This is a genomic window from Ruegeria sp. HKCCA5463 (assembly GCF_013034175.1).
In the GTDB taxonomy this organism is placed as follows: domain Bacteria; phylum Pseudomonadota; class Alphaproteobacteria; order Rhodobacterales; family Rhodobacteraceae; genus Ruegeria.
Window position 1 is genome coordinate 109,685 of sequence record NZ_WQFL01000007.1, and the last position, 25,027, is coordinate 134,711.

At 59.1% G+C, this 25,027-nt stretch carries 23 protein-coding genes; 19 read left to right on the top strand and 4 right to left on the bottom strand.

The window, feature by feature from the left end; all coding sequences use genetic code 11:
* The first annotated feature begins 32 nt into the window (after positions 1–32).
* The 13 genes from GOW09_RS15355 to GOW09_RS15415 all read left to right on the top strand — a co-directional run bounded on the left by GOW09_RS15355 (position 33) and on the right by GOW09_RS15415 (position 11,411).
* Positions 33–1,325: a glutamine synthetase family protein gene (locus GOW09_RS15355; protein WP_171119485.1), complete on the top strand. Its 1,293-nt coding sequence runs from the start codon at positions 33–35 to the stop codon at positions 1,323–1,325.
* The gene (locus GOW09_RS15360) at positions 1,325–1,591 is read left to right on the top strand and encodes a EutN/CcmL family microcompartment protein (RefSeq protein WP_171119486.1); all 267 of its coding nucleotides are present in this window, start codon (positions 1,325–1,327) and stop codon (positions 1,589–1,591) included. The genes GOW09_RS15355 and GOW09_RS15360 overlap by 1 nt, the downstream gene beginning before the upstream one ends.
* Before the next feature lie 40 nt (positions 1,592–1,631).
* Positions 1,632–1,940, top strand: a complete 309-nt coding sequence (locus tag GOW09_RS15365; protein ID WP_117869464.1) for a BMC domain-containing protein — start codon at positions 1,632–1,634, stop codon at positions 1,938–1,940.
* 22 nt (positions 1,941–1,962) lie between these two features.
* Positions 1,963–3,147: a hypothetical protein gene (locus tag GOW09_RS15370; protein WP_171119487.1), complete on the top strand. Its 1,185-nt coding sequence runs from the start codon at positions 1,963–1,965 to the stop codon at positions 3,145–3,147.
* Complete coding sequence (locus GOW09_RS15375) at positions 3,147–4,526, top strand: aldehyde dehydrogenase family protein (RefSeq protein WP_171119488.1); 1,380 nt, start codon at positions 3,147–3,149, stop codon at positions 4,524–4,526. The genes GOW09_RS15370 and GOW09_RS15375 overlap by 1 nt, the downstream gene beginning before the upstream one ends.
* Positions 4,523–5,146 carry a BMC domain-containing protein gene (locus GOW09_RS15380; RefSeq protein ID WP_171119489.1) on the top strand — a complete coding sequence of 208 codons (624 nt, stop codon included), beginning with the start codon at positions 4,523–4,525 and terminating at the stop codon, positions 5,144–5,146. Before GOW09_RS15375 ends, GOW09_RS15380 begins: the two co-directional genes overlap by 4 nt.
* Positions 5,146–6,327: a malate dehydrogenase gene (locus GOW09_RS15385; protein WP_171119490.1), complete on the top strand. Its 1,182-nt coding sequence runs from the start codon at positions 5,146–5,148 to the stop codon at positions 6,325–6,327. Before GOW09_RS15380 ends, GOW09_RS15385 begins: the two co-directional genes overlap by 1 nt.
* Positions 6,324–6,734 carry a Rid family hydrolase gene (locus GOW09_RS15390; protein WP_171119491.1) on the top strand — a complete coding sequence of 137 codons (411 nt, stop codon included), beginning with the start codon at positions 6,324–6,326 and terminating at the stop codon, positions 6,732–6,734. Before GOW09_RS15385 ends, GOW09_RS15390 begins: the two co-directional genes overlap by 4 nt.
* A 95-nt stretch (positions 6,735–6,829) precedes the next feature.
* The gene (locus GOW09_RS15395; protein WP_171119492.1) at positions 6,830–8,110 is read left to right on the top strand and encodes an ABC transporter substrate-binding protein; all 1,281 of its coding nucleotides are present in this window, start codon (positions 6,830–6,832) and stop codon (positions 8,108–8,110) included.
* Between the two features lie 65 nt (positions 8,111–8,175).
* Positions 8,176–9,027 (top strand): branched-chain amino acid ABC transporter permease, encoded by an 852-nt coding sequence (locus GOW09_RS15400; RefSeq protein WP_171119493.1) that lies wholly within the window; start codon positions 8,176–8,178, stop codon positions 9,025–9,027.
* Between the two features lies 1 nt (position 9,028).
* A complete protein-coding gene (locus tag GOW09_RS15405; RefSeq protein WP_171119494.1) occupies positions 9,029–9,976 on the top strand; it encodes a branched-chain amino acid ABC transporter permease in 948 nt (315 codons plus the stop codon).
* A complete protein-coding gene (locus GOW09_RS15410; protein ID WP_171119617.1) occupies positions 9,973–10,704 on the top strand; it encodes an ABC transporter ATP-binding protein in 732 nt (243 codons plus the stop codon). The genes GOW09_RS15405 and GOW09_RS15410 overlap by 4 nt, the downstream gene beginning before the upstream one ends.
* Positions 10,704–11,411, top strand: a complete 708-nt coding sequence (locus tag GOW09_RS15415; protein ID WP_171119495.1) for an ABC transporter ATP-binding protein — start codon at positions 10,704–10,706, stop codon at positions 11,409–11,411. Before GOW09_RS15410 ends, GOW09_RS15415 begins: the two co-directional genes overlap by 1 nt.
* Before the next feature lie 62 nt (positions 11,412–11,473).
* Here the strand turns inward: GOW09_RS15415 and GOW09_RS15420 are convergent, their stop codons facing one another.
* Both GOW09_RS15420 and GOW09_RS15425 read right to left on the bottom strand, forming a co-directional pair.
* Positions 11,474–12,478 (bottom strand): Ldh family oxidoreductase, encoded by a 1,005-nt coding sequence (locus GOW09_RS15420; RefSeq protein ID WP_171119496.1) that lies wholly within the window; start codon positions 12,476–12,478, stop codon positions 11,474–11,476.
* A 31-nt stretch (positions 12,479–12,509) separates the two neighbouring features.
* Positions 12,510–14,939, bottom strand: coding sequence for an FAD-dependent oxidoreductase (locus GOW09_RS15425; protein WP_171119497.1), 2,430 nt, complete (start codon positions 14,937–14,939; stop codon positions 12,510–12,512).
* A 318-nt stretch (positions 14,940–15,257) separates the two neighbouring features.
* Here GOW09_RS15425 and xylB point away from each other — a divergent pair, with 318 nt between their 5' ends.
* Genes xylB through GOW09_RS15440 form a run of 3 tightly spaced genes read left to right on the top strand, consistent with a single transcriptional unit; the run spans position 15,258 to position 18,957 of the window.
* On the top strand, positions 15,258–16,715 hold the full coding sequence (gene xylB / locus GOW09_RS15430; RefSeq protein WP_171119498.1) for a xylulokinase: 1,458 nt from the start codon (positions 15,258–15,260) through the stop codon (positions 16,713–16,715).
* Positions 16,715–17,662 (top strand): aldose epimerase family protein, encoded by a 948-nt coding sequence (locus GOW09_RS15435; protein WP_171119499.1) that lies wholly within the window; start codon positions 16,715–16,717, stop codon positions 17,660–17,662. Before xylB ends, GOW09_RS15435 begins: the two co-directional genes overlap by 1 nt.
* A complete protein-coding gene (locus GOW09_RS15440; RefSeq protein ID WP_171119500.1) occupies positions 17,659–18,957 on the top strand; it encodes a cytochrome-c peroxidase in 1,299 nt (432 codons plus the stop codon). Before GOW09_RS15435 ends, GOW09_RS15440 begins: the two co-directional genes overlap by 4 nt.
* Here GOW09_RS15440 and GOW09_RS15445 read toward each other — a convergent pair whose 3' ends face one another.
* On the bottom strand, positions 18,958–20,457 hold the full coding sequence (locus tag GOW09_RS15445) for a CRTAC1 family protein (protein WP_253284284.1): 1,500 nt from the start codon (positions 20,455–20,457) through the stop codon (positions 18,958–18,960).
* Between the two features lies 1 nt (position 20,458).
* Positions 20,459–21,676 (bottom strand): ROK family transcriptional regulator, encoded by a 1,218-nt coding sequence (locus GOW09_RS15450; RefSeq protein WP_171119502.1) that lies wholly within the window; start codon positions 21,674–21,676, stop codon positions 20,459–20,461.
* 153 nt (positions 21,677–21,829) lie between these two features.
* Here GOW09_RS15450 and xylF point away from each other — a divergent pair, with 153 nt between their 5' ends.
* The 3 genes from xylF to GOW09_RS15465 all read left to right on the top strand — a co-directional run bounded on the left by xylF (position 21,830) and on the right by GOW09_RS15465 (position 25,019).
* Positions 21,830–22,849: a D-xylose ABC transporter substrate-binding protein gene (xylF, locus tag GOW09_RS15455; RefSeq protein WP_152457515.1), complete on the top strand. Its 1,020-nt coding sequence runs from the start codon at positions 21,830–21,832 to the stop codon at positions 22,847–22,849.
* 74 nt (positions 22,850–22,923) lie between these two features.
* Positions 22,924–24,222, top strand: a complete 1,299-nt coding sequence (locus GOW09_RS15460) for a sugar ABC transporter permease (protein WP_171119503.1) — start codon at positions 22,924–22,926, stop codon at positions 24,220–24,222.
* Positions 24,222–25,019 carry an ATP-binding cassette domain-containing protein gene (locus GOW09_RS15465; RefSeq protein ID WP_171119504.1) on the top strand — a complete coding sequence of 266 codons (798 nt, stop codon included), beginning with the start codon at positions 24,222–24,224 and terminating at the stop codon, positions 25,017–25,019. Before GOW09_RS15460 ends, GOW09_RS15465 begins: the two co-directional genes overlap by 1 nt.
* The last annotated feature ends 8 nt before the right edge of the window (positions 25,020–25,027 follow it).

Consider the following 25,027-nt stretch of genomic DNA (forward strand, 5'->3'; position numbering starts at 1 on the left):
ATTATAAAGCTAAAAACAGGGAGCACGCGCAAATGAGTTCGGGGTTTGATCTGCCCGAGGGCACACATACCGTCATTCTTGGTGTCGGGGATCTCAACGGCATCATGCGTGGCAAGCGCATTCCGGCCAGCCATTGGGATCATGTCTGCAAAAGCGGCAATGCCTTGTCGATTGCGCTGCTGGCGATCGATATGACCTGCGACGTCTGGGATACGCCATACGTCAATTTCGACAACGGCTATCCCGACATGCATGTCTTTCCGATGACAAAGCCTGTCGCTGTCCCGTGGGAACCGGGCGTGGCCGTCTGTTTTGGCCGTGCTGAGGGCATGGATCACAAACCGGTGCCGATCGATCCGCGTCAGGCTTTGGTGCGGCAGGTGGACCGGGCCCGCGACATGGGGTTCGAGGTGAATGTCGGCACGGAACTGGAATTCTATCTGCTGGACCCGGAAACCGGCCAGCCGCGCGACACGGGCATCCAGGTCTATGGTCTGGGCCGCGCCGCCCGGATGGAACACATCGTAGGCCCGATCCGTCAGCAGATCAACGAATGTGGCATTCCGATCGAACAGTCGAACCCGGAATATGCGGCCGGCCAGATCGAGGTCAACATTCGTTATGGTGAAGCTTTGGCAGCTGCGGATCGTGTCGTTCTGTTCAAATCCCTGATCCGGCAATTGGGGATCGCGCACGACTATCTGGCGACTTTCATGCCCAAGCCGTTTTTTGATCAATCGGGCAACGGGTTTCATACGCATTACTCGCTGTGGAAAGACGGCAAAAACGCCTTTGCCGACAACGGAAAGATCAACGACACCGGAAAATCCTTCATCGCAGGCCTGCAAAAGCGCATGTGCGAGACGGCGATTTGCGGCAGCGGCACGGTCAACGGATATCGCCGTCGCCAGCCCTATACGTTCTGCCCGATCAACGCGAGCTGGGGCTATGACAACCGGACGGTTGGTATCCGTGTCATCGAAGGCTCGGACAGTGCCGTGCGGGTGGAAAAGCGCGATGCCGGTGCAGACGCCAACCCGTATCTGTTGCTTGCGGCCGAGATTGCCGCCGGGCTTGACGGGATCGAACAGGGGCTGTCCCCTTCGGAACCGACGACAGGCAACGGGTACGAGGAAGGGATCGGAGATCCAATTCCAACCGATTTGCCAACCGCCATCGATCTGGCGCGCGGATCGGAATGGCTGCGCGATGTCATGGGCGAAATGCAGTGGGAACTGGTCCTGCAACAGGCCGAGCGAGAGCTGGAATTCTTCAATCAACAGGTCACACAGGTCGAACTTGACCGCTACCTGAGGGCGTTCTGATGCACTTGGGCAAGGTCGCTGGAACTGTCACGGCAACTGCCAAGGATGCCAGGCTGGTCGGAGTAAAGCTGCTGGTGACGGATCTGGTCGACAGCAAGGGCAGCCTGATCGATCCCGCGCGGGTTGCGGTCGATACCTGCGGCGCTGGGGTCGGGGATACGGTGCTGGTTGTCAGCGGGTCTGCCGCCCGCATGGCCGCCGGGTTGTCCACGGCCCCCGTGGACATGGCCATCATCGCGGTGATCGACCGCGTCTCGACGACCTGAATCACACTACGCGAAACATCTATTTTTGGAGGAACAGAAAATGGCGAAACCAGTGGCGGGGCAGATGGCCCTGGGCATGATCGAAACACGCGGCCTGGTCGGCGCGATTGAAGCCGCGGATGCGATGGTCAAGGCAGCCAGCGTTGCCATCGTGGGTCAGACCAAAGCTGGCGGCGGGCTGGTGACGACCCTTGTGCGCGGCGAGGTCGGCGCGGTCAAAGCCGCCACCGATGCAGGCGCGACAGCGGCCAACAAGGTGGGCGAGGTGGTCTCGGTTCACGTGATCGCACGGCCGCATGACGAGCTTGAGGCAATCATCGACGGGCTGGGTGCCGGGTCGTCGGCCTGATCAACCCCTTTGAGGAGGTACCATGTCAGCCGGATTCGAGGATTTCACGCGCGCGGTGACACGTGGCGCGACACGGGATGCACCCGTTGCCCAAAGGTTTGAGCGCATTGCTGTATTGGGTGGCGGCCCGGATGCCCGTCTTCTGGCAGCGCTGTGTCTGGCGGAAGGGGCTGAGGTTACGCTGTTTTCGGCCTATGGGGCGGAACTGTCATTGCTTGCGCAATCCTCGGGCATCGGCATTCGCGGCGAAGGGCCTGTGGGCACGTATCAGGTGGATCGCGACGGGCCTTCAATCCGCACCACGGCAGAGTTGGATGCAGCAGTGCGGGACGCACAGGCGATCTTTCTGACCGGGCCGATCCACAAACAGCGCACCTATGCGATGGTGCTGGCCGATCATCTGCACGATGGGCAGGTGCTAGTTCTGGCGCCCGGTCGCTCTTTGGGCGCGGTCGAAGCGGTCTGGATGCTGCGAATAGGCGGCTGCACTGCCGACGTTACTCTGGTCGAGGCGCAGGGCCTGCCATACTGGTATCAGGCCGAAGGTGCGGGCCTGACCCTGACGCAGGCGGCACCGATGGCTGCTGCGACATTGCCCCGAGGCCGCGCGGACGTTCTTGAAGCGCTGCAACCCTATCTTTCGAACATCCAGCCGCTGGATTCGGTTCTGGCCTCAGGCTTTACCGATCTTTCCGCAGCGGTCGAGATTCCGGCGTTGATCCTTGGTGGCGCGGGGCTGGGGTCCGGTGGACCGGAGGTGCCGATGGGCGGGGTGCCGCTGGAAGGCAACCGGACATTCTCTGCGCTCATAGGGCCGGAACAGCATGAGGTGATCCACGGGTTGGCTGGCGAAAGGCGGCAGGTCGCAAAGGCCTTTGGCGTTCGAAACCTGCCCGAGACCGATGACTGGATCGCGACCTATGCCGGCGCCGAGCGGGGGGCGGGCGCGCGTCCGGTCTCGGATCGGCAGGCCGCGCGCCAATTGATGCGCGACGGCGTCTTGGGGTCATTGGTGCCCCTTGTTTCCGCCGCACAGCTTGCAGGTTTGACTGCGCCTCTGACGGAAAGCCTGATCTGCATGACAGATCGCATCCTGGGTGCTGACGTGGCCGCATCCGGGCGCAGGCTGGAAACCATCGGCATTTCCGCAGGCGATGTCGATCAGGCCCGCCGTATCTTTGACACCATTGCCACCGGAGCCTCGTGATGGACGCTGATCTGAAATCCATCGCCGCCGCACGGCGCGCTGCTGAAACGGCTTTCGAAGCCTATCGCGCCTTTCTCGGCACCGACCCGGCACAGGTGGATGCCATCGTCGATGCCATGGCTCGGGCGATCGAACCTGAAGCCGAACGGTTGGGGCAATTGGCGGTCGAGGAAACCGGGTACGGCAACGTAGCAGACAAGCGGGTCAAGAATCTGTTCAACGCCTTGTCGGTCGCCGATTACCTGCGGGATGTCACGACGCTGGGTCTGTTGTGGCGGGACGATGCGACAAAGATCGCGGCCTTCGGAGAGCCGATGGGTGTGGTCGCGGCGCTTATCCCGGTGACAAATCCGACCTCCACGATCATCTACAAGGTTCTGTCTGCGGTAAAGGCGGGAAATGCCGTTGTCTGTGCCCCGCATCCGCGCGGCGTGGAATGCGGGAAGGAAACCGTCCGCATCATGGCGCGCGTTGCCGAACAGATGGGCGCACCCAAAGGGTTGATACAATGCCTGGACGCCGTGACCATTCAGGGCACCGCCGAGTTGATGAAGCATCGCCGCACGTCGGTTGTCATGGCGACAGGTGGCCCTGCCATGGTCAAGGCCGCCTATTCCAGTGGCAAACCGACGCTTGCAGTCGGGGCGGGGAACGTGCCGTGTTACGTGCACAAGTCCAAGGCGCGCGATCTGTCCGAAGTTGCCGAGATGATCGTGACGTCAAAAAGCTTCGACTATGGCACGGCCTGTGTCAGTGAGCAGGCCGTGGTCGCCGATCCTGAAATTGTACGCGATCTGCGCCATGAACTGAAACTCAAAGGCGCCTATTTCTGCACCCCGGCCGAGGCTGATCGGCTGGCTCGGGTCATCTTCAAGGGTGTTCAGGCAATGGATCCCGAACGCGTCGGCCAAAGCCCTCAGGCGCTGGCCGATGCTGCGGGGTTCTCGATTCCGCCGCGCACGCGCTGTCTGGTGTCGGAAGAAACCGAAGTGGGGTGGCAACGCCCGCTTTCGGCCGAAAAGCTGAACCCGGTGCTGGCCTTTTACGAGGCGAAGTCCACCGATCACGGCATCGAACTGGCGCAATCCATTGCCAAATTCGAAGGTTGGGGACATTCCTCGGTCATCCATTCCGATGATCCCGAGGTGGTCGCTCGGTTTTCCACAGTGCCCACTGGGCGGGTCCTGGTGAATACGCCGGGGATCATGGGCGGCATGGGGTATTCCACCGACCTTGAACCATCCTTCATGCTGGGTACCGGTACGTGGTCGGGGTCGATCACCTCGGACAATGTCACCGCCTTGCATCTCATCAACATCAAGCGGGTCGCGTATGAAAGCAGACCCTGGCGCGACATTTACGAGGAGTATGGCGCATGAGCGAGATCACGATCCGGGCGCTGATGCAGATCGACAACCTGCAACCGAAATTCGCTGCCTACAACGGCGCGACGGTGCAAGGGTCAGTGCCTTTGTCCGGTGACACCGTGCTGATCGGAGAGTTCGCGCCGGGCAATGGCGTGTTCTCGCTGATCGACCGGGCGCTCAAGGCGTCTTCGGTCGAAGCGACGACGCAGATGGTCGAGCGCGAATTCGGCTTCTTCATCCTCCGCTCACCTTCAAACGCCGAAGTATCCACTGCACGGGACGCGATGCTGGCCGAACTTGGGGCTTCCATGACAGACCGGTTGAAGCCTGCCATCAGTTCCACGCAGATCATCACAAGTGTCGAACCCTATCAGGCGCAGCTTTTGAACAAATGGCGCAAGGGCGCGTTGATCGTGCCGGGGCAGACGTTGGGGATCGTGGAATGCGCGCCGGCCGCCTATATCTCGATTGCCGCGAACGAGGCCGAAAAGGCCGCCGAGATTGACATCGTCGAAGTGCGCGCGGTGGGGCGGTTTGGTCGCTTGTTCATCTCGGGGTCTGAAAATTCGGTCAAAACCGCCGTCGAGGCCGCGACGCGTGCAATCGAGGCGGTGGACGGGCAGGACGGCTGATGGCAACCCCTCGCGTCATAGGCTCGGATGCGGTCGAGGATGCGCGCCGCCGTGGCAGGATCGTGTTCGAGGTTTTGCCGGGTGACATCGTGACGGCCCTTGCGCGTGAAACCGCAGAGCGTGTTGGTATCGCCTTGGTGGATGGCCCGCTGGAGAGACCGAAACCGCCGCGTACGGATGGTGCTGTTTCCATGCGCCGGGTGCTGTACCGCCGTTCACCCAAATGGGTTGCCCCTTCGCGTGTGCCGCGCAAAGCCCGCAGGCTGGGCAAACTTGCCTTGATCGGGGCAGGGGGTGTTGGCGGCAATGTCGCGCATCTGGCGGCGATGGCGGACATGGCGGATGAAATCGCGCTGATCGACATCACTCCGGGATTGGCGGCTTCGACTGCGCTGGATCTCAATCATACGTCCGGGATCACCGGTGCGCGGGCCCGATGTGTCGGTGGCGAAGCGATGGATCTGGTGGCCGGGGCGGATGTGGTCGTCGTTACTGCCGGACGAGCCCGCCGTCCGGGCATGACACGTGCCGATCTGATCGATGTGAATGCCCGCGTGATCCGACAGTCGGCCGAAGCGATCCGGTCGGCCGCGCCAAATGCCATCGTGATCGTGGTGACCAACCCGCTGGACGAAATGACGGTCGAGATGCTGCGTGCAACAGGTTTCCCCCGCGAACAGGTTTTGGGTATGGCAGGAACTTTGGACAGCAGCCGGTTTCGCAACGCGCTGGCGATGGCCGCGGGTGTCACGCCTGCGGACGTCGAAGCCTTCACGCTTGGCAGCCATGGGGACGAAATGGCCCCGATCCCCAGCCGTGCCAGGATCAAAGGCCGTCCGCTGGATGTATTTCTGTCCCGCGAACAGATCGAAGCCTGTGTTCAGGATGCGATCACCGGGGGCGGTCAGGTGGTTGCGCTTCGGAAGTCAGGCTCTGCAACGATAGCTCCGGCTCATGCCTCGATCGAATTGATTGATCACATTCGGGGCGCGCGCACGGGCCCGGTTCCGGTTTCGGTCATGCTGCACGGGGAATACGGCATCGACGGTGTCGTGCTGGGCGTGCCAGCCCATCTGGGTGCAGGCGGATTGGTTGAGGTCGAGGAGTTGCGGCTGACCGCCGAAGAAAACGCGGCATTGCAAAACGCGGCTGAAGCGATCCGGGTGAGGCTGGGCCTGTGACCCTGCGTTTTTGGAAATCCGGCGGACGGTTTGAAGAGGTGGCCTCGTACTCTCGGGCCAAGCGCATCGGCGCCTTTGTCTGGGTTGCGGGAACAACGGCCATCGAGCCGACGGGCCGCATCCACGCACCCGGGGACGTTGGTGCGCAGACCTTTTACATCCTGTCACGCATCGAGGACGCACTGAAAGAGGTTGGCGCCGAACTGCGACACGTGGGGCGGGTGCGCGCCTACCTGACCGATCTGTCCCAAGCAGGCGCGTTTGCGCAGGCGCATGGCGAAGTTTTCAAGGGGATCGATCCGGTTCTGACCGCCGTTCAGGCTGGGCTGACGCAGCCGGGGCTGATGGTGGAAATCGACGTGGATGCCGTGATCCACGATGAAAACGGCGAAATCAGCGGATTCTGAACATGAGTCTTCAAGAAAGGAATTGATCGAACCATCTTCTTGTGTACTGTATACAGAATACAAGAAGGCATAATGAGACACAGGGAGCTAATGTAATGATCAAGACAGCGCTGCTCAGCGGAACATGCATCGCGCTCATGGCCTCGGCGGCCGGAGCGGAAATCAAGGTAGGATTCATTGGGTCGCTTTCCTCGGACACCGGATTGTCGACGCTGCGCGGGGCCGAGATTGCGATTGAAGAGCTCAACGCAAATGGCGGCGTGATGGGCGAACAGATCACCCTGGTCTCGGCGGATACCGGACAGGACCCGACCGAGGGCATCCGGGCCTATGAATATCTTGCGGAAACGGAAGAGGTTGATTTCATCATCTCGGGCTCGATTGACGATGTGTCTCTGGGATGGCTGCCCCGAATGCAGGAGTACCGGATTCCGACGCTGGACACCTGGACATCCTATATCGGCATCATCGACATGGTGGTCGAAGACCCTGAAAGCATGGCGCCCTATTTCATGAACATCGCCTCGGATGAGGCGCTGGCCACGTTGTACATCAACTTTGGCGCGGATGTTCTGAAGGAGAAAATGGGGTGGGATTCTGTCGTCATTCTGGCGGAAGATACGGCCTTTGGCGAGGCGATCACCGGCCTTGTCACCGAAGCGCTTGCGCCGGTTGCGGGTATCGAGGTCAAGGACATCATCACTTATGACGTCGCCACCGTCGATTTCGCTCCGATCTTCAGCCGCGCGCAGGATACCGGGGCGGACTTCATCTATCAGGTCTCGTCGGTGAATTCGCAGGTTGTGTCATCGCAATACGTGAAACTTCAGGTGCCGATGGCGATGACGGGCGTGAACGTCGCTGCACTGGGTATGGAGTATTGGGAAGATACGGGCGGTGCCGGTGGCGGTATCTCGACCCTGTCTCCGATCCCTTCGGTCGGGTTTCGGCTCGATCCGGCCAGCAAGGAGTTTGTCGATACCTATCAGGCGAAGTATGACAGCCGCCCGCTGCTGCCGCATTTCAACGGGTTCAATGCCTATCATGGGCTGAAACAGGCGATGGCCGCAGCCGAAGAGGCCGGCGGTTTCGACAATGTCGAAGGCTGGGCCGATGCGATGAAGAAACAGGATCTGGTTCTGGAACTGGATGGCCAGCTGTGGCTGCGTTACGCCTTCTGGGGCGATGACGAGGTAGAGCCCGTGACAGGCCGGACTTATCCGCACAATATCCGTTTTGATCTGTCCGAGCCGTTCGACGATGCCGCGCCGTCAATGGTCGTGGTCCAATGGTACGAGGACGGCACCGCCGCCGTTGTCTATCCCGAGAAATACGCGACGGGTGAATTCACCTTGCCAAGCTGGGTCAAACAGTAACCTGTCCGTTCGCTTAGCTTGAAATGGGTGCGCGGGTGCGCGCACCCGCAGCCAGGGATCCTTACATGTTGCAAATACTGATCCAGGGGCTTTTGCTCAGCGGTCTCTATGCGCTTATCGCAATGGGTTTCACGCTGATCTTCAGCATCGGTCGGGTCCTGAACCTGGCCTACGGTGCCTATCTGATGGTCGGCGGGTACATGTATTTCTGGGTGTCCCAGACGCTGGGAATGCCAAAGCTGATGGGCGTTGCGGTGGCCGTGGTTCTGGGCGTTCTGATGGGGGTTCTGAAATACCGCCTGGTCGTCAAGACCCTGAAAGGAGATCACGTAGCCGTCGAAATATCGACGCTGATCCTGGCGGTCGTGATTCAGGCCGGGATCGTTCTTGTCTTTGGCGACAGCAGCAAGATCCTGCTGCCGATCGTGCCGGGCGTGATCAACGTGGCCGGAGCGTCCGTCACCTATAATATCCTGATCGCAACGATGATCAGTTGGGCCGTTTTGCTGGGCCTGTATGCTTTTGTCCGCCTGACACATACAGGGCGGGCGATGCAGGCGGTGTCGATGGACGCCAAGGGGGCCGCGATTTCAGGGATCGACCCGGATCGGATCAACCTGATCACATGGGGTATCTCAGGGGCACTGGGTGCGCTGGGCGGCGTGTTTTTCGCCAGCTATACGCAGCTTTCGCCGTCAATGTGGGTTGCACCTTTGATCATCTCGGTGGCCGTCGTCATTGTGGGCGGTATCGGATCGATCATCGGCACGCTGGTCGTTGCTCATATCGTCGGCTTTCTCGAAGTCATCGTTGTCGCCACCCTGGCGCCGGAACTGCGCGGTGTCTTCACCATGCTGCTGATCATCGGCGTGCTGGTGACGCGACCGCAGGGCCTGTTCGGCCGCGAGGAGTTGTAACATGGGTCTGCGCTGGTTTCACTTTGTCCTTTGGGGCGGCCTGATTGCGGGGATGCTGCTGCTGCCCCAGGTCGTTTCGAACGGGACGCTGCGCACGATGATCTTTGCCAACTATCTGGCCATCTTCGCCATCAGCTGGGATGTGCTGTCGGGCAGGACCGGGTATGTGAGTTTCGGGCATCCCTTCCTGATCGGTATCGGGGCCTATACGACTGCCATCCTGACCAAACGGTTTGACGTGCCGGTCGAAATCTCAATCCCTGTGGCCGTATTGGTCACAATGATCGCAGGCCTAATTGTGTTGTTGCCCGCTCTGCGCATTCGCGGTAGCTACTTCGCGCTGGTCACACTGGCTTTCATGGAACTGCTCTATCAGCTGGTTCAGGTGATCCGCCCGGATCTGACCGGCGGCACACGCGGGATGTCGGGAATTCAAACTCTGACACGCGGCGCTGCAAACGGCTACTACCTGTCCACGGCCCTGATGCTCAGCGTGGCGGTCAGCATGTGGCTGCTGATGAAAACCCGGCTGGGCACTGCACTGGCCGCCATTGGAATGAATGAAGAAAGCGTGCGCGGTTCGGGGCTCAGCACCACGCGGTTGAAGGCCTTTGCGTTTCTGACCAGCGCGTTCATCGCCGGTCTTGGCGGGGCGTTCTATGTCCATTATCTGGGCTCACTCGCGCCCCGCGCGCTGTTTGACATCAACTTTCTTTTCACCATCATCGTAGCGGCATTGCTGGGCGGAACATCGACCATCATCGGCCCCATGATCGGTGCGTTCTTCATGACGTTCCTTCTGGAATACCTGCGCCCCGTGCTTCCCGGGGCTGAACGGTATTTCGTCTACGGTGCCATCGCACTGCTTCTCTACATGTATCAGCCAAAGGGATTGGTTGAACTTGTGCAACGCGGCTTTCAAAGACTGCGGAAAGGGGGGCTGGCATGACCGTTGCGCTGAAAGTTTCCGGTCTCGTCAAACGGTTCGGCGGGCTGGTGGCCACGAATGATCTGTCCTTTTCCCTGCAAGAAGGAGAGTCGCTGGGCCTGATCGGTCCGAATGGCGCGGGAAAGACGACGGTATTCAGCCAGATCATGGGCGAATTGCGGCAGAACAGCGGTACGATCGAGCTGTTCGGCAATGAGATTTCGGCACTGTCGACGCCTCAGCGTATCCGGGCCGGGGTCAGTAGAACCTATCAGATACCTCGGCCGTTCGGCGACATGAGTGTTGCAGAAAACATCAGAGTGGGTCTGATGCCGGACGACATATGGCGCATGATCGTTTCGCCGCCGGATACGGACAGGGAAAAAGAGCTCGCGCTGAGTGTCGGGTTCACGGAAACGGATCTGAGCCGCTCACCCGCCGAACTGGCAATGGGTGATCTGCGCAAGCTCGAAATGGCCCGAACCATGGCCACGGCACCGCGAGTCATGTTGCTGGACGAGGTGTTTGCAGGTTTGACAGTCGGTGAAATCGCGCAGATTTCCGATCTCATACAATCCATGCGCAAGGACGGGATGACCTTTTTGATCGTCAGCCATGATTTGCCGGCGCTGGAACCGCTGATCGACCGCGCCATCGCCATCGAGCGGGGCACTATGATTGCCGAAGGCGCGTTCAGCGACGTGATGAACGACACGGCCGTTCAGGCCTCGTATCTGGGGAGCGTTTGATGTCCTATCTGGAAATCGAGAAGCTGTCCGCGTTTTACGGCAAGGCCCGGGCGTTGACCGATATTTCGATCACGGTGCAGCCCGGTGAGATTGTCGCCGTGGTCGGCCCGAACGGTGCAGGTAAATCCACCCTGTTGGACAGCATCATGGGTCTTGTGAAAATCGAAGGCGACATCCGCTTGCGCGGGCACAGCCTTGCCGGTCGAAGCCCTTCGGAAATCGTGCGTCACGGGGTGGGCTATGCGCCCGAGCGGTTCAACCTGTTTCCCTATATGTCCGTGCGCGACAACCTGATGGTGGGGGCCTTCACCGCACGAGACGATATCGAAAACAACCTTGAGATGGTGCACAGTCTTTTCCCGCGTCTGCAAGAACGGGAAGGGCAGGAGACGTCGACCCAATCCGGCGGGGAAAGGCAGATGGTGTCCTTTGGCAGGGCTTTGATGACCAGCCCGGAACTGCTGCTTGTCGATGAGCCGACGATCGGTCTTGCCCCGAAGATCTGTCACGAGATTGCCGAAGTCGTCCGTCAGCTGAACAAGGAATACGGGCTGACCGTCGTCATCACGGAACAGAATGCCAATTTTGCCCTGTCGCTTGCCAGCCGCATCTATGTGCTGGAGTCCGGGCGGATGCAGACGTCGGGTACAGCTGACGAACTGAGAAATGACAAACGCTTGCTCGAGGCCTATTTCGGCGGCCATTGAGTGGCTTGGTTGGCAAGCCGGGCAGGTGCTGTCCGGCCATTCGATGGCGGGTGATTTCAGTTTCAGCCAAGTGCGGCCAGAACCTCGGTGCTCACGTCGATGCCATGGGCTTCGGCGGCTGCCCGTTTTGCAAGGCGACCGTCCCCCGGAACCCGGGCGGATCCGTTGCCGGAAATCTCGGCGCAGATGCGGGCGACATATTCGTTGAAGGCCGCGTTGCCGAACCGGGTGGGATCGATGGCAATCAGGGTCGCACCACCTTTGATGTTCAGGGCGCCGAAGGATTCGCGTTCTTCGTTGTCCATGGACAGGGTCCCACCGGCCAGCGCGGCGCCCACCACCTCAACCATGAAGGCGATCGCGGCTCCCTTATGCTCTCCGAACGGCAATAGGCTGCGGGTTTCAAGGATGGCATTCGGGTCTGTTGAGGGCTCGCCTTGGGGATCAAGACCGGCAGGGCGGGGCAGGTCGTGCCCCTCGGCAGCGGCCATGCGGATATCCATGAGGGCCACCATGGACGAGGCCTGATCCCAGACCACGGGCGCGTCGCCGTCACGCGGGCAGGCAAAAGACATGGGGTTGGTGCCAAAAACCGGGCGAACCCCACCTTGCGGAACCACCATGGACAACGAGTTGATCACGGCAAAGGCCACCAATCCGGCTTCGGCCAAAGGTTCGGTGTCAAACCGTAACGCACCCAGATGGTGGCAGTTCGCACAGGTGAACGCGGCAATCCCGTTCTCCCGGGCCATCGCGATCAGATCCTCGCGGGCTTCTGCCGCTGCAACCTGATAATACCCGTTGTCGGCGTCATAGCGCAAAACGCCCGGGGCAACCTTTTCGGTCTTGGGCTTCGCGTGCCCGTTGGCATAGCCGGACGTGAAGCTTTGGACATAGACCGGCAACATGCGCAACCCGTGACTGCGCGGGCCGTCCCGTTCAGACCGGGTGACGATATCGGCAAGTACATCACTGCTGCGCGAGTCCGCTCCGGCAGAAACAAGAACCGATTTGGCCAAGTCCCGAACTTCGGCAAGAGAAAGCGTTTTTGTCGGTTGTTCGGTCATCCGTTCGAGTCCAGTCTTTCTGTTTTCGCACTCATGCGCGCGGGCGTGTGTTTGCGGGATCGACAGCACATGTGTCGATGACCACGGCGTCGCGCATCTCATTGTGGACCAGCACCTGCATTTTCGTTCCGGGCGCCGTCATGTTCTGTGGCACTAGTGCCATCGCAATGTCGTGGTTGCAATAATAAGAGAACCCGCCCGAGGTGACACGGCCGATCAGCTTGCCCCGAGCGTAGACACCCTCGTCAAACATCACCGATGTTTCGCCAAAGGGCAGTTTCAGCGTGACCAGCCGCCGGTACGTGCCTTCCTTTTTCTGTTTCAAAAGAGCGGCCTTGCCTGTGAAGTCGCGACCTTCGGTTACCACGAACCGATCAAGGCCGGCCTCGTATGGGGTCATGTCCTTGCAAATCTCGCGATTGATGGCACGATATGATTTTTCAAGGCGCATGGATTCCAGTGCCTCAAGCCCGAAAGGTTTTACACCGGCCTTCAACAGCAGGTCGACAAGATGGCGGTTGTAACCGACCGGGTGATGAAGTTCCCACCCCAGCTCGCCGGTATAGGACACTCGAAGCAGATGAACGCCCTTGGCGTACCCCACTTCACCCATTTGCGCAGAAAGCCAGGGGAAGGTTCCGTTCGACAGATCATTGTCGGTCAGCGGTTGCAGGATCTCTCGTGCCATGGGGCCTGCCAGAGCGATCACGCCCAGTTGTTCTGAAACATCTTCAAGTATGACAGAGCTGTCATCGGGCAGCAAACGTCGCAGTTGATCCCAGTTGTAGGCGCGCCAGTTCGGGGTGGAGACCAGGTAAAAATCATTCTCGGCATAGCGGACGACCGTGTATTCAGCATCCATGCCGCCCTTTGGGTTCAACAAAAGCGACAGGGTCATTCGCCCCACTTTGGGCAGCCTGTTCGCCATAAGGCCATCCAGCCATTTGGCGGCCCCCGGTCCGCGCACGGTGAACTTGGTCATCGGCGACATCTCGATGAACCCGGCCACGTCACGGGTGGTGCGCACCTCTTCCTGAACGCGTTCCATGTGGTTGGTGCGTCGGAAGGAATGTTCCGGAACAGCTTCCTTGCGCGATTTGGCGAACCAGCGCGGAAACTCATATCCGTTGAAGCTGGTCCAGACGGCGCCATGCGCGCTCAGCAGATCGTAGGACCCCATCGTTTTCATCGGGCGCGCGCCGGGAAAATCTTCTCCGGGGATGTGCGCGTTCATGTGGGTGCCCCACGTTTCGCGCACCTTGTCCATGGTCCACCGCTTGGACGCGTAATCCGAAAAACGGCGGGGGTCGAGTTCGGACATGTCCATGCCCGGATCCCCATCGACAATCCAGCGGGCCAGACGTTCACCAACGGTTCCACCCCACAATATGCCGCCGGGCATGCCTTCGGCCAGCCACAGGTTTTCATGCCCCGGTGCGGGTCCCGCAAGCGGCAACTCGTCCGGTGTCATCTGGAACGGACCTCGGGTGTTGGCCTTGATACCCACCTCACCAAGTGTTGGAACCCGCTCGATGGCACGCTCCCACTGCGTTTGGACCGCGTCGAAATCTTCGGGCAAGAGGTCGGCACCAAAGTCAGGCGGCACGTGATCTTCGGCGAATAGCTTGAGGTCTTTGGTGAACTCATAAGGGCCGAACTGAATGCCGCCCACATCTTCGCGCAGATAGGCGCCGTAATCTTCATCCCGCAGGATCGGGAACTCGGGCAACCCTTGTGCACGGCGTTCTTTCAGCAGCGGAACGGTGTCCGTTGTCCAGTATTGGTGAACGATTGGAATGCAAGGCAGATCCAGGCCAACACGGCGCGCGTTTTCGCGGGCATAGTTTCCGGTCGCGAAGGCAAGATGTTCGCAAGTGATCTCACCCTGATTGGTTGTCACCTTCCAAAGACCGTTTTCCAGTTTTTCATAGGCCAGCGCTTCGGTGTTCTGAAACACTTTGGCGCCTTTCTCGCGCGCCAGCCTGGCCATTGCCATGGTAATGTCGGCAGGGTTCACATAGCCGTCCTCGGTATGCAGGATGCCGCCGCGAATATGTTCCGATTGGTTGAGCAGAGGGTGCAGTTCGGCGATTTCCTCTGGTGTCAGCAGTTTGCAGGGTACACCGGCAGCTTCGGCAATCGAGACATAGGACAGGAACTCGTCCCAGCGTTCCTGCGTATTGGCGACGCGCAACTGACCCACCTGGCGCAGCCCGACCGAAGCGCCGATCTTCTTTTCGACTTCGGAATAGATGCGGATGGTCTCCATCGTCATCTTCGAAACGTTGTGGGACCGCACAAAGGTGACCAGCAGACCTGCCGCATGCCAGGTGGAACCGGAGGTCAACGTGGTTCTCTCAAGCATGACCGCATCGGTGCAGCCGTGCTGCGTCAATCCATAAAGAACCGAAGCCCCGACGCATCCGCCGCCAACGACAACAACTCTGGCATGTGACTGCATTCGCTGAATTCCTTCTTGCGACTGATTTCGTTTTCAGACGGATCGTCAGCATGAAATCAGTAAACCCAGAACTGCTTGAACTGTTTACGTGAAGTCAGCGTCAGACAATTCGAAAAATTTTCGGGCCCAGCTTAGTTCAATTAAACCTTGGTCGTGTGTGCTGATGATTCCACGCGTTCTGTGAGGGTTTTCATAAAATTAAGTGCCATCTCTTGCTTGGCCTTGTTATGTTAGCGCAAACTGTGCTGATAAGGTCTGACATGGGTTCAAAGTGCTTGGTGGCACCATCAGCCTGTGCTGCATTTAGGGGGAAAACGCGTGTATCTCGGTCTGGATTTGGGGACGTCAGGTCTTCGGGGAATTGTGGTCAGCGAAGAGGGCAACGTCGTTGCCGAAGCCGAAGCAGGTGTCGTGACATCCACGCCACGCCCCGGTTGGTCAGAACAAGATCCGTCCGATTGGGTAGAAGCCTGTCAAAACGTCGTTGCCCAATTGCGTGCGTTGAACGGTTCCGCATTTTCCGCGGTGCGTGGCGTCGGTCTGAGCGGCCACATGCATGGTGCCACGTTGCTGGATCGGGATGGCAATGTGCTGAGGCCCTGTATCCTTTGGAACGACACGAGGTCAGCGCAGGAAGCTGCCGAGCTGGATGGTCTGCCATCGATGCGCGCGATCACCGGGAACATCGTTTTTCCGGGCTTCACCGCACCCAAGCTGGAATGGGTGCGCAGACACGAGCGCGACGTGTTTAAAAAGACATCCAAAGTGTTGCTTCCGAAGGATTATCTGCGTTTCTGGCTCACCGGTTCCTATGTCAGCGACATGTCCGACAGCGCCGGTACGGCGTGGCTGGACGTTGGAAAACGTGAATGGTCAGACACCGCGCTGGATCTAAGCCACATGCGCTGGGACCAAATGCCAGAGCTGGTAGAAGGCAGTGCGGCAGGCGGAGAACTGCGGTCAGAGATCCTTAGGCAATGGGGCCTGACCGGGCCCGTCGTGGTTGCCGGTGGGGCCGGTGACAATGCGGCGGCGGCCTGCGGTATCGGAAGTATTGGCGAGGGCAGCGGATTTCTATCCTTGGGCACTTCGGGGGTGTTGCTGGTCGCAAAGGAAAGCTATGCGCCCGCGCCGGAAACAGCCGTTCATTGTTTTTGTCACGCGGTTCCGGATCGCTGGATTCAAATGGGTGTGATCCTGTCGGCCACCAACAGTCTCAACTGGCTGTCGCGCCATCTCGGTCAACCCGTCGGTGCGCTGGCGTCGACCCTGCCGGATTCGGTGAAGGGGCCTTCAAAGATTACATTCCTTCCGTACCTGTCCGGTGAACGGACGCCTCACAACGACAGCGACATACGCGGGGCATTCCTGGGGCTGGATATCGCATCGGAACCCGCTGATCTGACGCAATCCGTGACAGAAGGGGTTTCCTTTGCCATGCGCGATTGTTTGGAGGCGCTCAAAAGCACGGGCACCAATCCCGAAAGTCTGCTGGTCGTCGGTGGCGGGGCGCGGTCGCGGTTTTGGCTGGAAACGCTGGCCACGGTTCTGAACACGCCGCTTGCTGTGCCCGATGGAAGTGGGTTCGGCGCAGCCATAGGCGCAGCGCGTCTTGCTGCATGTGCGGTGGACGGCACCGACCCCAGGGATGTCATGCTGGCCCCGGAAGTCGCTGAGCGTGTTGAACCACGTGTCGAGCTGTCCGGCGCATATGAGGCGGAATATCAGCGGTATCGCGAATACTATGCTGCTTTGTCCCCTTTGGCCGCGCGCTGATGGCTGATCCCAAACCCAGGCCTGTCGAGCAGGTCCTTCTGGAAGACGGCAACATGTCCGTTTCCCTGTTGAACTATGGCGCAATCACGCGAGGCTGGTGGCTTGGCAAAACGCCTTTGATATTGGGCTACGATAATCCGCAGGATTACCTGTCGGACCCGTTTTACCTTGGCGCGATAGTTGGGCGAGTGGCCAACCGCATCGGCGGGGCGCAGTTTGCATTGCAAGGGCACGTTCATCATCTGACAGCAAATGAAGGACCAACCACGCTGCATGGTGGTCCGGGCGGGCTGTCGCGCAAACACTGGGAAATCGTGAAAACCACTCTGAATCAGGCGGTTCTGTCTTTGACTTCGCCTGACGGTGAAGGTGGGTTTCCCGGAGAAGTCGAATTCGAGGTGCACGTCAAACTGACCTATCCGCGCCTGACTTACACGATCACGGCGCGACCGGATCGCCCCACGCCGATCAGCATCGCACAGCACAATTATTACTCTCTGGGCTGTCCAGGGGATATCCTGGGCTGCCGGCTCAAGCTAAGATCGAACCGGGTGCTGGAGTTGGACGCGCGTTCCGTTCCTTCCGGAGATATCTCCGCTGCCGGCGAAAATGTGCCAAATTTCGCGTTGTCCCGCACCGTCGGGGCAGAGGGGCGCGAGCTGGACCATTATTTTGTATTTGAGGAAAGTGGAAACCATGATCATCCGGTCGCAGAGGTCAGGGCACCTTCGGGATTGAGGATGAATGTGAATTCAGATCAACCCGGGGCGCAGGTCTATACCGGGGCACATCTGTCAGGCCGATTTAGCCCGGGTGCGGGGCTGTGTATTGAACCGTCAGGATATCCAAACGCCGTGAATATCCCTGCGTTCCCATCCGTCATCCATACGCCGGACAGCCCGTATCGACAAACACTGACACTTGAGATTTCCGAGGGACGATCATGAGATTTCAGATCGCAGCAACTGCCGTGGGCATCTGGATGTCTCTTTCAGTTGCTCAGGCGCAAGACCTTGGTCCGCGCCCTGAATTCATCGAACCTGACCTTTCCAGCGTAGAGTTGGGGCAACTGCTGTTTTATGATCCGATCCTGTCGGGGAACAGGAACATCAGTTGCGCAACCTGTCATCATCCGAAACTGGGAACGTCCGACGGTCTTTCGCTGGGTATCGGCGAAGGTGGGGTCGGGCTGGGTGGTCAGCGCAAGGTCACACAAGACAACGGGCCCGAGCAGCGCATTCCCCGGAACTCGCCCGCGATGTGGAACCTCGGGGCGCTGGAATTCACGACGTTTTTCCATGACGGCCGCCTCGAGGCGGACCCGTCACAGCCCAATGGCATCAGAACCCCGTTGGGGACGCATATGAGGCCGGGGTTCAAATCGGCTTTGGCGGCGCAGGCGATGTTTCCGGTGCTGTCACCTGACGAAATGGCGGGGCACTATTCCGAAAACGAGGTGAGCAAGGCCGTACGTCTCGGCCTGCTGACCCAAGTGGGTGGCGCCTGGGATCTGATCGCCGCGCGTGTGGCGGCGATACCAGAGTATCAAAGGCGATTTGATGACATCGCGCCCGGAGAAGGCATCTCCTTTACCGCAATCGCCAATGTCATTGCCGATTTCATCGCGTTTGAGTGGCGGGCTGACAACAGCCTGTTTGATCGTGCGATGAGAGGCGAAGACAGGCTGCCCGAACAAGCGCAGCTGGGGATGGAGCTGTTCTACGGAAAGGCTGGATGCAGCGCCTGCCATTCCGGCTGGTTCCAGACCGATCACGGGTTCCATTCCATCGCCATGCCTCAGATCGGCCCCGGAAAATCAGCCCGTTTCGAAAATCATGTGCGGGATGACGGGCGATTGCGCGTCACGGGCGACAAGGATGATGCGTTCGCATTCCGCACGCCGTCGCTGCGCAACGTGACCCTGACGGCGCCATATGGCCACAGCGGTGCCTACACACGGCTTGAGGATGTCGTGCGTCATCATCTGGATCCGGTTTCCGCCTTGCGGAACTACGCCATCGAAATGGCTGATCTGCCAGAGTTTTTCGGGGCAGAGGATCAAAAAGCTTTGCTTGATCCCCGGCATGTCGAAGCCATAGCTGCGTCAAACGATCTGGCGCCCATCGACCTGAGTGATGACGAGGTCGATGCCATCCTGAGTTTTCTGGGCACGCTGGAAGATCCGGCAGTTCGGCTGGGTGTTCCCCAAACGGTTCCCAGCGGATTGCCCGTCGATCAGTGATCAACGGCCGAGGCGGATCACCTGATTGGCATCTACCTTCTGCCAATCTCCATGTTCACCATCAGGCCAGATCACCCGTACTTCTGCGGTTTCGAGGTCTCCTAAACCAAAGTGGTGGAACCCGGCAATTCCGCTGGCGTGCCCCCCGCCAATGGTCACTTCACGGGTTTGAATGCCCTCGGGCGTCCTGACCTCGATAAAACTGCCGACTGCCTGTCTGTTGGGGTGGCTCTGGCCGAGATCAATCATGAGCCAGTTGCCGGTCGTCGGTTCATTCTGAAAAACCTCTAGGTCCGAGCCACGATTGACCACCACCAAATCCAGCCACCCATCCCCGTTGAAATCCGCCAGGGCCCCGCCGCGGGACTTTGCCATGGACGCGACACCAGCCTCTGATGCTGTTTCGACAAACTGACCGGTGAAGGTCTGCATCAACAGATTGTTGGGGTCGTTCTGCGCCGCGTCGGGCATCTGCTCGACATTGCCTTTGGCGACGAAAATGTCGTCCAGCCCATCATTGTTGACGTCCCCGAACTGTGCATGCCAGCCGGTCGAGGGGCGGCCGTCTCCTCCTGCATGTGGCCTGTGTGCCGTTGTTCCACGGTCGTAAGTCGCATCCCGCCATGTCGGCCCATCTGATGCAGGGTCAAAAACCTGGTATTTCTGGTCCCCCATGGACGTCAGATAAACATCGGAAAACCCGTCACCGGTCAGATCCCGCGAGGCGATCCCCATGCCCCAGATCGAATAGGGTAGCCATCCATCGGCCTCGCTGTACAGGCGCGGGGTGTCTTCCATGGCCCACAATTGCTCTTGCCCGCCACGCACATAGTAGTGGCGGTCATTGCTGACACGCAGATCCGCGCGACCCGTGCGCGCCCAGTCGGAAAACAGGATCGACAGGGAACAGTGACCGGGTTCCAAACGGACAGGATCGCCGTACTTTTCGCCTTGGGGTCGGTACAGAAGCGTCGGCCCGCAAGCCTCAAAAGGTCCATCCGGATTGCTTCGGTCGACATAGGTTCCAAAGGCCAGCGTTGGCAGGGTTTCCCCGCGTTCCCAAGTGGCGGAAAAGCCGGTTGTCCAATGGTCCTGAGATTGAAAACCCAGTGCCGTGAACGGTTCGAACGCACAGTTCGGTTTGCCGCGCAGCAACAGGTCTTTGCCTACGCGCAAAACCGCAAGATCCAGGAACCCATCGCCGTCAATGTCCACCGGATATGCGCCGGTCACACGGGTCAAGGATAGCTGGTCAGGTGTTTCTGAGCGAAAACTGACCTTTGTGTCGGATGTGTTGATGAACAATTGCGCTGGGTTTGATCCGCCTGCCACATAAAATTCAGGGCGGTCGTCATCATTGCAGTCGAAGACCGCGACACCCCCGCCGACGAAATGTTCCCAGCCGCCATCGTAAACATGGCCGGGGGTTTCCACCTTTTGAAAGCGGGGTGGAACGGTGTCCGCAGCGGCAGCGGAACCTGCCGCAAGCAAGATTGCCATCTTAGTTCGCATGAGCCGCCAGTTCCCTGACCTTCAGGATAGAAACTTGTTCAATTCCATAAGCCGCTGCCCCTTTTGCCCACATTGAATCGCCCCAGTGGTTGACCTTGATTTCCGGCAACGGCGCGTCGACGCTGACGACGCCGTTTTGGACACGTGCCATCACCTCGTCTGAATGCAGATAATCAAATCGGCCTCTGGCGCCGGACAGGATAATGCACTCGGGGTCGAACAGATTGATCAGGTTCGAAACTCCCATCCCGAACATTTGGCCCGCGCGAGCCAGAACGGAGATGGATCGGGCGTCGCCGGCTTTTGCTGCTGCAACTATATCGACAAGAGTGCGGGGATCCGTTGCTTCACTGGCGATCGTGGCTTCGCGGATCAGGGCGTATTCCCCCACATAGGCCTCGAGGCATCCGCGCTGGCCGCACTGGCACAAGGCACCGTCCAACTGAACTTTGAGGTGCCCAAATTCTGCGCCGCATCCGCGTTCACCGCGATAAAGCTTGCCATCTAGAACGATGCCCAGGCCGATGCCGTGTTCGATCGTAACAACCAAAAAATTCTTCAGCCCTTTTCCCAATCCAAAAAGCTGTTCCGCCTTTGCGACCAGGTTGGCGTCGTTTTCGATGAAGGCGGGGCAGGGGAGCACCTTGGACAACAGCGGGCTCAAATCCACATTTCGTTCTGTCAGCGAAGATGACCAATGCACGAAGTTCCGATTTGCATCGATAAGGCCAGCGATGCCGATGCAGACACCTGACAAATCGGCAAGGGATCGGTTTGCCGAGGCGCAGGCCTGATCAAGCACGGCGCGGATCTTCTTGGCAAACGCATCCGGGGCCATGCGGGCTTGGTCCAGCGGATGCGTATACGAAGTGATTTCGGTTCCTTCAAAATCCACGAGTATGACTGAAACCTGCTGGCGGGCGACTTTCACGCCCGCGATCAGATGTGACGCGCCATTTAGTTTCAGCTGTACCCGCGGTCTGCCGCGGCGCGCTGATTTGGAAGGTGTTTCGCTTTCTATTTCCGCAATCAGACCGGCAGACAGCAGATCGGCAGTGGCGGACGTGATGGTCGCTGGGCTGGTCTCCAACGCGGTGGCGATGTCGATTCGCGAAATGGTTCCTGTGGCCCGGATTTTTTCCAGAACGCGCAGGCGAGTGACGTTCCTTTGGTCCGTGGCATTTGAAGAAGCTTTGCTTTTCAGCATCTTGCCCTCGCGAATCTGATCCCTGTTTCAACCTAGGTGGTTTTTTCAGTTACCGATAGCATAAATATTTTACCGACTGAAATAAATATGCTACTCAGAATTATCGGGGCCACGAATCATGAAACGATGGCTCAATGAAACCGGGAGGAAATCATGAAACGAATTCTCAGCGCCTCTGTCGTGGCGGTCCTGATGGGGACAGCTGCATTCGCAGAGCCCACGGTCGGCGTAAGCTGGTCGAATTTCCAGGAAGAGCGTTGGAAGACCGACGAAGCGGCGATCAAGGCTGCACTGGAAGCGGGCGGTGCGGAATACATCTCGTCGGATGCCCAATCTTCTTCTGCCAAGCAATTGTCGGATATTGAAAGTCTGATCGCCCAGGGCGTTGATGCGCTGATCATCCTGGCGCAGGATTCCCAGGCCATCGGCCCGGCAGTGCAGGCGGCGGCTGACGAAGGCATTCCGGTCATCGCGTATGACCGTCTGATCGAAGATGACCGTGCCTTCTATCTGACATTCGATAACGTTGAAGTCGGCCGCATGCAGGCCCGCGCGGTGTTCGAGGCGATGCCGAAAGGCAACTATGTGATGATCAAGGGCTCGCCCACGGATCCGAACGCGGATTTCCTGCGCGGCGGTCAGCAAGAGATCATCCAGGCCGCCGTTGACAGCGGCGATATCGTCATCGTGGGTGAAGCTTATACCGACGGTTGGTTGCCTGCGAACGCACAGCGCAACATGGAACAGATCCTGACCGCGAATGAAAACAACGTCGATGCCGTCGTGGCCTCGAATGACGGTACTGCCGGCGGCGTTGTTGCAGCACTGACCGCGCAGGGCATGGAAGGCATTCCGGTCTCGGGTCAGGATGGCGATCACGCGGCGCTGAACCGGGTTGCCAAGGGTACGCAGACCGTTTCTGTCTGGAAAGATGCGCGTGAGCTTGGCAAAGCTGCCGGTGAAATTGCAGTTGCGTTGAGCAATGGAACAAGCCCCGAGGACATTGAAGGTGCCATCAAATGGACTTCGCCCGGCGGAACCGAGATGAACTCGGTCTTCCTTGCGCCTGTACCGATCACCAAAGACAACCTGTCCGTCGTGGTCGATGCTGGCTGGATTCCGTTGGAAGACCTGTGTCAGGGCGTCGAAAACGGCCCTGCACCCTGTAACTAAACCAAGTTCCAACCAAAATATCTCTGGCCCGCAAGGGTGGGCCAGAGATCATAGCTGAACATGAAAGATCGGATATGACCGAAACTTCGTCTCAGCCGGTACCCCAAAAAGCGAAGGCCAACCTGTTTCAGCAACTGGAACTGGATATGCGGCTATTGGGCATGATCGGCGCCTTCATCATCCTGTGCATTGGCTTCAACATCGTGACAGATGGCCGCTTTCTGACGCCCAGAAACCTGTTCAACCTGTCGATCCAGACCGTCTCGGTTGCGATCATGGCCTGCGGCATGGTGTTCATTATCGTCATGCGCCACATTGACCTGTCGGTTGGGGCGCTGCTGGCGACCACATCTGCCGTGATGGCGATGACCCAGACCGAGCTGTTGCCCAACGTACTGGGAATGGGTTTGAACCACCCGGCGACCTGGGCGATCACATTGGTGGTTGGCCTTGTGGTGGGCACATTGATCGGTGCATTCCACGGTTGGATGGTAGGGTATCTGACCATCCCAGCTTTTATCGTGACGCTTGGCGGTTTTCTGGTCTGGCGCAACGTTGCCTGGTACATGACCGACGGACAGACGATCGGCCCGCTGGACAGCACGTTTCTGATGTTTGGGGGGACAAACGGAACCTTGGGAACAACCGTCAGCCTCCTGTTCGGCCTTGCCGCCACGGCTGTTGCGATCTGGGCGTTGTGGAGCGGCCGCCGGTCCAAAGCCGCTCATGGATTCCCTGTAAAGCCGGTCTGGGCTGAAACAACGCTGGCCGGGATCATTGGCACCGCCATTATGGGTTATGTCTTGATCGTCAACAGCTATGCCATCCCGACGCGCCGTCTGGAACGTATGTTCGAAGCGCGCGGCGAGACCATGCCGGAAGGGCTGGTTGTGGGATACGGTATCCCGATTTCGGTCCTGATCCTGATCATTGTGGCGGTGACGCTGACCGTCGTGGCCCGCAAAACCCGCTTTGGACGCTATATCTTTGCAACTGGCGGCAACCCGGATGCAGCCGAATTGTCTGGCATCAACACCCGTTTGATGACCGTCAAGATCTTTGCCCTGATGGGGTTTCTCTGTGCACTGTCGGCGGTTGTGGCCTCGGCCCGTCTGGCCAACCACTCGAACGATATCGGAACGCTGGATGAACTGCGCGTGATTGCCGCCGCCGTGATCGGTGGAACGGCGCTGTCCGGCGGCATCGGAACGATCTACGGCGCAATCCTCGGCGCGCTGATCATGCAGGCGCTGCAATCGGGCATGGCCATGGTCGGCGTTGACGCGCCGTTTCAGAACATCGTCGTCGGCACCGTCCTGGTTCTGGCCGTCTATATCGACATCGTCTATCGCAAACGTCTGGGGGCGAAATGATGCAAGCACAAGAAACACAAAACCGGGCTTCGGGTCGCGGATCGGGCCAGCCTCCGCTGGTGGAAATGCGCGATATCTCGATTTCTTTCGGGGGTATCAAGGCGGTAGACCATGTGTCGGTCGATCTCTACCCGGGCGAGGTCGTGGGCCTTCTGGGCCACAACGGGGCCGGCAAATCCACCCTGATCAAGGTTCTTTCGGGCGCCTATCAGATGGACCATGGCGAAATCCTGATCGACGGCAAGAAGGTCGAGATCAACAACCCCCGCGACGCGCGCGCCAACAATATCGAGACGATCTATCAGACGCTGGCACTGGCGGACAACCTGGATGCAAGTTCGAACCTGTTTCTGGGCCGCGAAATGGTGACGCCCTTTGGCCTGGTCAACGACGCCGCGATGGAGGCGGAATGCCGCAAGATCATGGCGCAACTGAACCCGAACTTTCAGAAGTTCAATGATCCGGTCTCGGCCCTGTCGGGCGGTCAGCGGCAATCGGTGGCCATTGCACGGGCGGTGTATTTCAACGCGCGTATCCTGATCATGGACGAGCCCACGGCCGCACTTGGCCCGCACGAGACACAGATGGTGGCGGACCTGATCCAACAGCTCAAGGCGCAGGGGATCGGGATTTTCCTGATCGACCATGATGTACACGCGGTGATGGAGCTGTGTGATCGGGCCTCGGTCATGAAGAACGGGCAATTGGTTGGAACAGTCGATATCGCAGACGTCACCGATGACGATCTGTTGTCGATGATCATTCTGGGCAAAAAGCCCGGCGAAAAGACGGAATGAGGTAAGCG